Source organism: Geobacillus sp. CAMR5420 (genome assembly GCF_000691465.1).
In the GTDB taxonomy this organism is placed as follows: domain Bacteria; phylum Bacillota; class Bacilli; order Bacillales; family Anoxybacillaceae; genus Geobacillus; species Geobacillus thermoleovorans.
Window position 1 is genome coordinate 43,999 of record NZ_JHUS01000068.1, and the last position, 9,716, is coordinate 53,714.

A 9,716-nucleotide genomic window follows, 5' to 3' on the forward strand; every position below is an offset into this window, starting at 1 on the left:
GCGGATTTCTCCTTTGCGCCGCCCGCCGATCAAAAGAAACATCCCCGCCAACAGGCAGGGATGCAGAGCGTCCGCTATGATCAAAAAATTTTCCCCGGATTGAGAATGCCGTTTGGGTCAAACAATTGTTTCAGCCGTTTCATCCACAAGACGGCGTCTCCTTTCTCCTCGCGCAAAAACGCCCGTTTGCCAAGGCCGATGCCGTGCTCTCCCGTGCACGTGCCGCCGCGCGATAAAGCGTAGCGGACGATATGGGTGTGCACGCGTTCGATCCGCGCCATCTCATCTGCATCGTTCGGGTCAAAGGCAAGCACCGTATGGTAATTGCCGTCGCCGACGTGGCCGAAAATCGCGGCGGTCATCTTCTGCTCGTCAACGAGCCGACGTGTATCGGCGATAGCGTCGGGCAGCTCGGACAGCGGCACGCACACATCGGTGGAGAGCATCGCCTTGCCTGGATAGGCGGCTTGAATGGCGAACGCCGCATGGTGGCGCGCTTCCCACAGCTTCGCGCGGGCGAGCGAGTCGGTCTCGACCACAAACGAAACCGCCCCCTCCACTTCGCACAATTCGTTGACCAGCTTTGTCCCTTCCTCGACACTTGACGGGCTGCCGCTCAGCTCGATAAACAACGTCGGTTTCACCGGATAATCGGTTTTTTTGTACGCATTGACCGCGGCGATCGTCGCCTCGTCCACGAGCTCGATTTTGCCGGGGCCGACGCCGGACCGCAAAATGGCAAACGCAGCCCCTGCCGCTGTCTCGAGAGACGGGAAGCACACTTTGATGGCGTTCGTCGCCTCCGGAATGCCGTGCAGGCGGACGACGAGGCGGGTGAATACGCCAAGCGTCCCTTCCGATCCGACGAACAAGCCGGTCAAGTCATAGCCGGCGGACGATTTCACCGCCAAACTTCCCGTCTGAATGACTGAACCGTCCGCGAGCACCACCTCTAATCCGAGCACTTGATCGCGCATGACGCCGTATTTCACGCAGTTCGTGCCGCTCGCGTTCGTCGCCGCCATGCCGCCGATCGTCGCGTCCGCTCCCGGATCGACCGGGAAAAACAACCCGTATCGCTTCAGCGCCTCATTCAGCTGCAGCCGCGTCACCCCGGGCTCGACGATCGCCAAAAAATCATCGGGACGAATGTCAATGATGTGGTTCATCAACGTCAAATCGAGGCTAATCCCGCCTTGGACCGGAATGACGTGCCCTTCCAAGCTCGTGCCGGCGCCAAACGGCGTAACAGGAATGCGGTGCTCGTTGGCAAACGCCATCACCCGGCTCACTTCCTCCGCCGTTTTCGGAAACACGACGACATCTGGCTTGTGCGGCGCATGGTAGGCGATGCCTTTGCTGTGGTGTTCGAGCACCGTTTCATTGATGCTCACCCGCTCGCGGTCGCCGATCAACGCAAGCAATGATTCATATAGATTCATCGTTCTCCCCCTTATCGCTGGGATGAAGCGGACGCACCATCCGCTCCGGCCTAGTATCGCAGCAGCGTTTCGATCCCTTCCACGATGCGTTCGGCGTTCGGCAGCCAATCATCCTCGACCGACGGCACCGGATACGGCGTGTCGTAGCCGGCGATGCGCACGATCGGGGCAGATAGAGAAAAGAGCGCCCGCTCGCTGATCAAGGCCGCCACTTCCGCGCCAAACCCTCCTGTTTTCACCGCTTCATGGACGATCATCACCCGTCCTGTTTTTTCCACCGAAGTGATGATGGTGTCGATATCAAGCGGCTGCAGGCAGCGAAGGTCGATGACCTCCGCATGGATTCCTTTCGCTTCCATCTCGGCGGCGACTTTGGCGGCAAGCGGCACCGTCGCCCCCCAAGAGATGATCGTCACATCATCGCCCTCTTTCACGACGCGCGCCTGGCCGAGCGGAATCGTGTACGGTTCTTCCGGCACCTCCATGCGAAACGCCCGATACAGCTTCATCGGCTCCAAAAACAAAACCGGGTCTTCATCGCGAATGGCGGAAATCAACAGCCCTTTCGCATCGTACGGATTGGACGGCATGACGACTTTTAAGCCCGGCGAATGGGTAAACAGCGCCTCCAACGCATCGGAGTGCAATTCCGGCGTCCGCACCCCGCCGCCGTACGGGCTGCGCACGACGATCGGGCACGAAAACCGTCCGGCCGAGCGGAAGCGGATGCGCGCCGCCTGGGCCGCCAACTGGTCCATCGCCTGGTACACAAACCCGAGAAACTGAATCTCGGCAATCGGCCGCATGCCGTTGATCGCCAGTCCAATGGACGTGCCGATAATGCCCGATTCCGCAAGCGGCGTATCAAACACACGCCCCTCGCCAAACTGCTCAAGCAGCCCGTCCGTCGCCCGGAAGACGCCGCCGTTTTCGCCGACATCTTCGCCCAGCACGATGATGCGCGGATCGCGCTCCATCTCTTGGCGCATCGCTTCATTGATCGCTTCAATCATCGTCAATTCCGCCATTTATCTCACCCCGCTCCGTTGTTTGCGCCGCATCACTTCGTCTTTTTGCTCGGCAAGCAATGTTGGCGCCTCGCTGTACACACAATCGAATGCATCGACAATCGAACCGGACTTGCTGGCGATGGCCGCCTCGTACGCCGCGGTCACTTCATCATTCACTTGGGCGACAAGCGCGTCTTCCTGCGCTTCCGTCCATAATCCGCGCCGTTCCAAAAGCAGGCGCAGACGGCGGAGCGGATCTTTCGCCCGCCATGTCTCGACTTCTTCCGGCCGGCGGTATTTCGTCGGGTCATCCGCCGTCGTGTGCGGCCCGAGCCGATAGGTGAGCGCCTCGATCAACATCGGCCCCTCGCCGCGGCGAGCGGCTTCGACGGCCTGCTTCATCGTTTCGTACACCGCCAGCACGTCATTGCCGTCAACGAGCACCCCTTTCATCCCGTACGCAAGCGCCTTTTGCGCGATCGTGCGGCTGGCCGTCTGCTTCCGGTACGGGACGCTGATGGCGTATTGGTTGTTTTGGCAGAAAAAGATGACCGGCACGTTGTACACCGCGGCAAAATTCATCGCTTCATGAAAATCGCCCTCCGACGTCGCCCCGTCGCCGAAATACGCCACCGATACGTGCGGTTCGCCCTTCAATTTCGACGCCCACGCGCAGCCGACCGCATGAAGCGTCTGAGCAGCGATGATGATTTGCGTCGGGAAAATGTTCACTCCCTCCGGCATCCGTTTCCCTGACAAGCGGCCCTGCACGTAATGGAAAAACTGCTCAAGCGGCATGCCATGCATCAAGCAGACCGCCACTTCGCGATAGCTCGGGAAAATCCAATCGTCTTTTTGAAGCGCAAGGGCGCTGCCGATTTGCGCCGCCTCTTGGCCGCTGAACGGGGCGTAGGTCCCGATCCGCCCCTGCCGCTGCATGCGCAACAGCCGCTCATCAATGACGCGCGCCCGCCGCATTTCCCGATAGGCGCGAAGCAGCCATTCATCAGAAAACGCCGCCAGCTGCCTCTCGTCGCCGTTTCCGTTTTCGTCCAAAATTTGCACGACCTCGACCGACAATTGGTCCGGATCAAACATGGGCTTCCCTCCCATTTGTATTTTCATAGGCGGCTCGTTCCTTTTCCCATCTCGCCCTTTTCCAACATGGGGCAAAGGCCCGCCCTTCACCGCGCATCCAAAAGCAGCACTTCCGGATGTTCCAAATAGTAGGCCACCGTCCGCATAAACCGCCCGGCCGGCTCGCCGTCAATGACGCGGTGGTCAAAGGTGAGCGACATTCCCATCATATCGCGGATGACAATTTCATCGCCGACGACAACCGGGCGCCGTTTGATCGCATGCGCCCCGAAAATCGCCACTTCCGGATAGTTGATGATCGGCGTCGCAAACCACCCTCCGCCCGCGCCGGTGCTCGTGATCGTAAACGTGCTTCCTTGCAGCTCGTCAAGGCGAAGCGCCTGGCGGTGCGCTTTTTCCGACAGCTCGGCGATCTCAACGGCGAGCTCGCGGATCGATTTTTGATCGGCGTCGCGGATGACAGGGACGACAAGCCCCGCTTTCGTCGCCGTCGCGATGCCGATGTGATAGCGCTTTTTCAAGACGATTTCATTCGTCTCTTCATCGAGCGAAGCGTTAAACATCGGATATTGCTTCAGCGCCCTTGTCACCGCTTTAATAATAAACGGCAAATACGTCAGCTTGATCTGCTCCTTGGCCAGCTCGCTGGCCAGGTTTTTGCGGATCTCGACGAGCTTCGTCACGTCCACCTCGTCCATCCCGGTCACATGCGGCGCCGTGTACGCCGATTTCACCATTTTTTCGGCGATTTTTTTGCGCAAGCCGCGAAGCGGGATGCGCTCTTCTTCTGGAACCACAAGCTCCGTGCTGGCGATGGACGTCCATGCGGCTTTGTCCGCCTTTTGCTCTATCGCCGCGCCCCCAACTGGCAAAACCGCGGCCCCGCTCCTTTCACGTTGCTCTGCCACCGCCACGGCTGCTTCCCGCTCGCGGACATATCGCTCCAAGTCGGCGAGCGTCACCCGGCCGCCTTCGCCCGTTCCTTCCACTTCATCGATCGGAACGCCCAACTCCCGCGCCCGCTTGCGCACCGAGGGCGCGGCAATCGCCCGCTTGCGCCCCACCGTTGGGCGCGGGGCTTCTATATGAACAGCAGACGCAGGCTCCTGAGCCAAATGGTCAGTCGGCGCCGCTTCGGCCGCCACCGCCGCCTCGGTTTCCACGACAATCAACGGCTCTCCAACCTTCACCGTCGCCCCTTCCGGCCCGGCAAGCGCCACCACTTTGCCAGCGACCGGCGTCGTCATTTCCACCATCGCCTTATCCGTTTGAATTTCAGCGATCGGCTGATCGGCCTTGACCACATCCCCTTCGCGAATGAGCCAGCGGATGATTTCCGCTTCATGCAGCCCTTCGCCGATGTCAGGCAATTTAAATTCATAGATCATGCCATATCCCCTTCCCCTTGTTCTCATGCTGTGATGGGAAACAAACACAATGGTGCAGCATCCATGGTGCGGCGATCATGAGGAAACATAGAAGTTAAGCGCTTACAAAAAACGTGGTGACCATTCGTTTTTTCTACCAAAATATCAAATGAATATTTTAAATTTTCCAACCTACAAGATTTATGATAGTCTATAGATTGTCAAACTGTCAATATAAGGAGAGCAGACATTTTTCGCCCGCTTCGACAAGCATCGACAACCCCTTCTATTATCGCAAAATAACAATTCTTGGTTCGATTTGACCGAAACACCGAGAACGGGCTCAACCGCTGCTGATTTCAGTGATGGGTAGGCAGTTTTCCGAAAAACATGGAAGGACGTGAAACATGGCTGTCTCGTACCAATGAGCGGAAATGGTTCAAAAAAAGTTAATTGTACGAGGTTTCTCTAAGAAGAATGAATAAGTTCAATGGTATTTTGCAATACATCACTCGTCTTATAAGAGGAGGAAGCAATATGCGTCTTGCCACGATTCACCATATCGCTTTGATTTGCTCGGACTATGAACGATCAAAACGATTTTATACAGAAATTCTCGGATTTCGCCCCATCCGGGAGCAATACCGCGCTGAGCGCCGTTCGTACAAACTCGATTTGGAGGCTGATGGCGGCATTCAGCTTGAGCTATTTTCCTTTGAAAACCCGCCGAAGCGCCCAAGCTACCCGGAAGCGTGCGGACTGCGCCATCTTGCTTTGGCGGTGGACAACCTCGATGAAGCCATTGCCTACTTGCGCCAACACGGCATCGATCCCGAACCCGTCCGCGTTGATGAAGCGACCGGCAAACGATTCACCTTCTTCCAAGACCCAGATGAACTGCCGATCGAGCTGTATGAAAACTAAAGAGAAAAGCACGCTTGCTCCATGACGATGACAAAACGAAGCCTCTCCGTTGATTTGTGGTACAATGGGGTCGATACAAATGAAGGAGGCCAAACAACATGATTCGATTCGCAACCATCGGCACAAACTGGATCACCGAAGCATTTCTTGACGCCGCGCGCCTCGTCGATTCCTTCGAACTCGCCGCCGTCTACTCGCGAACCGAGGAGACCGCAAAGCAGTTTGCCGACAAAGTCGGGGCGCCGCGGACGTTCACGGACTTGCAAAAGCTGGCCGAAAGCGACGGCATTGATGCCGTCTATATCGCCAGCCCGAACGCACTTCATGCCGAGCAGGCGATTTTGCTCATGAATCACGGCAAGCACGTCTTATGCGAAAAACCGCTCGCCTCCAATGCGAGAGAAGTCAAAGCGATGATCGAAGCGGCGGAGCGAAACGGCGTCGTATTGATGGAAGCGATGAAAGCGACGCTGCTTCCCACATTCCGGTCCATCCGCGAGCACTTGCCGAAACTCGGCCGCATCCGCCGCTACGTGGCGAACTATTGCCAATACTCATCGCGCTATGACGCCTATAAGCAAGGAACGGTGCTCAACGCCTTCAACCCAGCTTTCTCCAACGGGGCGTTGATGGACCTTGGCGTCTATTGCCTGTACCCGATGGTCGTTTTGTTTGGCCAGCCCCGTGGCGTGAAGGCGCAAAGCGTGAAGCTCGAATCCGGCGTTGATGGCGAGGGTTCGATCGTGCTCGATTACGGCGACATGGACGCGGTCGTCTTTTATTCGAAAATCACGAACTCGCACTTGCCTTCGGAGATTCAAGGGGAAGACGGAAACATGATCATCGACGCCATCCACACACCAACCAAAGCGGAAATCCGCTACCGCGACGGGCGCGTCGAGGACATCACCGCGCCGCAGGACAAGCCGCCGATGTATTATGAAGCACAAGAGTTTATCCGTTTGATCGAAAACGGAGAACGCGAATCGGCCGTCAACTCGCACCGCCATTCGCTTTGGACGATGGAAATCATGGACGAAGCGCGAAAACAAACCGGCATCGTGTTCCCGGCCGACGAGCGATAATAAAAAGGTTCCAACCTAGTCTTCCTGGGGCTCGGTTGGAACTCTTTTTCTTTCTGTCTCATTGGATTTCCTTGGCCGCCGATAAGCCATGGCTGTTACCTTCTGCTAAAATACGGGCCAAGCCATCCGCTTTCATGCGTCATGACAAACGTCCAGTTGAACTCGCTGTCCACCACATATAGATCGATTTTGTCGTTTTCCGCTGCCAGATCGGCGGCTTTCAATCCGGACGCATCCTCCACGGTGAATGCATCGTCGCCATGTTGAAAGAAAAGATAGCAGCACGTTTTCTCTTCTTGATCAAACGCCATTTCCGCTTCTTCTCCTGTGAAACAGCCTCTCATCCCATAGCTGAACACATGCCATAAGTAGCCGTTGACTCCATTCCGATTATGAAGGTGGATGTGTTGTTTTTCTTCCACAGTCAAATGGCCAGCAAACACCTTTTCCCACTGTTGTCGCCATTGCGCTCCGAAACCGGACTGTTTGCGGATTTTGATGTTTCGGCGAGCTAACTGATGAAATAACTCCATTTCGTTTCTCCCCCAGTGACCTGACGTGGCACCGCCTTCATCGATGTGCTCATTTCGTCTGTCAAAACGTTCGATGGATCGACAAGATGGCTTCTCACCATCTTTGTCACGCCGAGCGGTTTTCGTCCGCCCAGCCACTTCCCCGTTTCCGGCCGCACTTCGACGAGCAGCTGCTGCGCACCCTATGCAAGACAGTTTCCCCGCTCTTTGCGCCTTGCTGCACCGTCCCTATTCACCCGTCTCGGCAAACCGGCGGATGCGCGCGCCAATTTCATCGCGGACGCGGCGGAACACCGCCAGCTTCTCCTCTTCCGTCCCTTCCGCTTTCGCCGGGTCGTCAAAGCCCCAATGGACGCGCTTCACGTGCGGCGGGGTGACGGGGCAATGGTCGGCCGCATGGCCGCACAGCGTCACGACCAAATCAGCGCGGTTGAGGAGATCCGGGTCGATGACGTCAGACGTTTGGTTCGAAATGTCGATGCCGACTTCCTTCATCACTTTCACCGCATTCGGATTGAGGCCATGCGCTTCAATGCCGGCGCTGTGCACTTCCCATTCCTCACCAAGAAGTTGTTTCGCCCAGCCTTCCGCCATTTGACTGCGGCACGAGTTGCCGGTGCATAAAAAGTATATGACTTTTTTCTTCATCGCTGGTTCCCACCTTTAAAAAACGGTCTAAAAACGACAACCGCTTCGGTTCACAACAATCCACCATCATTCACCTCGTCATTTAACATCAGCACCCGCAGCGGGCTGCAGGATTCGCTGTCTCGATTTTGCGAATGTTTTCCTCTTGATCCGGAACGTACGACAACACCGCTTGCAGCAGGGAGTAGTATTCGCTTTGCGGCCGGAGCGAATAATACACCCATTGCCCTCTCCGCTCCTCTTGGATCAGCCCGGCATCTTTTAACTTGCGCAAATGCTGGCTGATCGCCGGCTGGCTGGTCGAAAACACCTCCAGCAGCTCGCACACACAGCACTCCCGCTGATTCAAAATCACCAAAATCGTCAGCCGCGTCGGATCGCCGAGCAGCTTCAACACCCGAGCGGCTGCTCCTATCTCCATTGCGAGTTGCGGCATATCACCCCTCCATTCATCATCATATCATGATTTGCTTATATAAAAACGAACATCCATCATGAAACGGCCACGCCGACCAATGAAATGGTTTCTGTCAATCAGTATATAATTAAATAATTATATAATTAAACCATGATGTATCGACAAAAGCAAGAAAAGCGAGCGTGCCGCATGTTTCCACCGCACGCCCGCCAATGTCACTCCATCCGCTTTTTCGCCGCTGACAAAAGGTCGATCGCCTTCGTCCCGACCCCGACAAACGTCTCGAGAATCGCCTGCGCCCCGGCGATCGAAAAGATAAAAATCAACAGCATGGCGATCTTTGGGATGAATAAATACCCAAGCGCGAGAAACATCGCGCTCCATACGCCCGCGCACCAGTAACAGTTCAACAAATAGCCGAATTTCGATTTCGGCACTTTCTTGATTTCCGTACTCCCGTCTTCGTGTTGGATTGTCTCTTTTTTCATAAACGGATTGCGAATAAACTCCGTGATCTTATCAAAGACGATCAAGTGGGTGAACCGATAGCTGGCCAAAATGATCATGATGTACGTCATCCAGTCGAGTTCACGAAGCATGGCGAGTCCCTTTCTTTTGCGAGCTTTTCCTTTAGTATGAACCAAGAAGCGCTTCGTTATGAACCTATATATAGATGCAACGAAGAAGTCTAACACATCCTTGACGGAAAAGCGGTTTGTCCATTTTCGACTGTCGAAGGCAAGCCACAGGCTTGCCTCCGTCACACCAAGGCGTGACGGAAGACCGAACAACCGCCTGTTTCACAGACCTATATATGGGTCTGGAAGCGGCGTTGTTCGGTCGCCCGACAGTCGATCAAATACTCGGTAAAAGCTGCAAATGGTAAAGCTTCAAATTGCATCTATATAGCACCATGGGTTCTAAAAATAAAAAATCTTTTTTTTGACCCTGTTAAGGTGCGAAATGTGAAGTATAATATTGACAGGATGCTCATCGAACGATGCATCTATATAAATGTACCTTGAAAAGTTAACCTTTGCATCATGCTGCATACCCTTGAGTCAGTCAAGACTTTGTGGAGAACATTTTTTCGGTTCACTACGGGCGTTGTCAATCACCGGTTAGCGAACCATTTTCAGGAATTAATATCGTAAGCGCTTTCGGACTCTCGTCCCTCATCTTGAGGCGATG

At 55.3% G+C, this 9,716-nt stretch carries 10 protein-coding genes; 2 read left to right on the plus strand and 8 right to left on the minus strand.

Annotated features, from left to right (window positions below; all coding sequences use genetic code 11):
- Nucleotides 1-80: 80 nt before the first annotated feature.
- The 4 genes from DI44_RS00955 to DI44_RS00940 all read right to left on the minus strand — a co-directional run bounded on the left by DI44_RS00955 (nt 81) and on the right by DI44_RS00940 (nt 4,938).
- A complete protein-coding gene (locus DI44_RS00955) occupies nt 81-1,442 on the minus strand; it encodes an FAD-linked oxidase C-terminal domain-containing protein (protein ID WP_033026448.1) in 1,362 nt (453 codons plus the stop codon).
- A gap of 50 nt (nt 1,443-1,492) precedes the next feature.
- On the minus strand, nt 1,493-2,470 hold the full coding sequence (locus DI44_RS00950; RefSeq protein ID WP_033026450.1) for an alpha-ketoacid dehydrogenase subunit beta: 978 nt from the start codon (nt 2,468-2,470) through the stop codon (nt 1,493-1,495).
- Nucleotides 2,471-3,550 carry a pyruvate dehydrogenase (acetyl-transferring) E1 component subunit alpha gene (gene pdhA, locus DI44_RS00945; protein ID WP_033026453.1) on the minus strand — a complete coding sequence of 360 codons (1,080 nt, stop codon included), beginning with the start codon at nt 3,548-3,550 and terminating at the stop codon, nt 2,471-2,473.
- Between the two features lie 86 nt (nt 3,551-3,636).
- Nucleotides 3,637-4,938 carry a dihydrolipoamide acetyltransferase family protein gene (locus DI44_RS00940; protein WP_033026454.1) on the minus strand — a complete coding sequence of 434 codons (1,302 nt, stop codon included), beginning with the start codon at nt 4,936-4,938 and terminating at the stop codon, nt 3,637-3,639.
- Nucleotides 4,939-5,454: 516 nt separating this feature from the next.
- Here DI44_RS00940 and DI44_RS00935 point away from each other — a divergent pair.
- Complete coding sequence (locus DI44_RS00935) at nt 5,455-5,841, plus strand: VOC family protein (protein WP_011232689.1); 387 nt, start codon at nt 5,455-5,457, stop codon at nt 5,839-5,841.
- Between the two features lie 98 nt (nt 5,842-5,939).
- Nucleotides 5,940-6,926: a Gfo/Idh/MocA family oxidoreductase gene (locus DI44_RS00930; protein ID WP_020755923.1), complete on the plus strand. Its 987-nt coding sequence runs from the start codon at nt 5,940-5,942 to the stop codon at nt 6,924-6,926.
- Between the two features lie 95 nt (nt 6,927-7,021).
- On the opposite strand, the gene DI44_RS00925 is transcribed toward DI44_RS00930, so the two are convergent.
- The 4 genes from DI44_RS00925 to DI44_RS00910 form a co-directional block, all read right to left on the minus strand.
- Nucleotides 7,022-7,459, minus strand: coding sequence for a DUF4275 family protein (locus DI44_RS00925; RefSeq protein ID WP_014196879.1), 438 nt, complete (start codon nt 7,457-7,459; stop codon nt 7,022-7,024).
- Between the two features lie 228 nt (nt 7,460-7,687).
- A complete protein-coding gene (gene arsC, locus DI44_RS00920) occupies nt 7,688-8,107 on the minus strand; it encodes an arsenate reductase (thioredoxin) (RefSeq protein WP_011232692.1) in 420 nt (139 codons plus the stop codon).
- 88 nt (nt 8,108-8,195) lie between these two features.
- Nucleotides 8,196-8,543, minus strand: a complete 348-nt coding sequence (locus DI44_RS00915) for a metalloregulator ArsR/SmtB family transcription factor (protein ID WP_033026457.1) — start codon at nt 8,541-8,543, stop codon at nt 8,196-8,198.
- 197 nt (nt 8,544-8,740) lie between these two features.
- Nucleotides 8,741-9,124 carry a DUF1360 domain-containing protein gene (locus DI44_RS00910; protein ID WP_033026459.1) on the minus strand — a complete coding sequence of 128 codons (384 nt, stop codon included), beginning with the start codon at nt 9,122-9,124 and terminating at the stop codon, nt 8,741-8,743.
- Nucleotides 9,125-9,716: the final 592 nt, after the last annotated feature.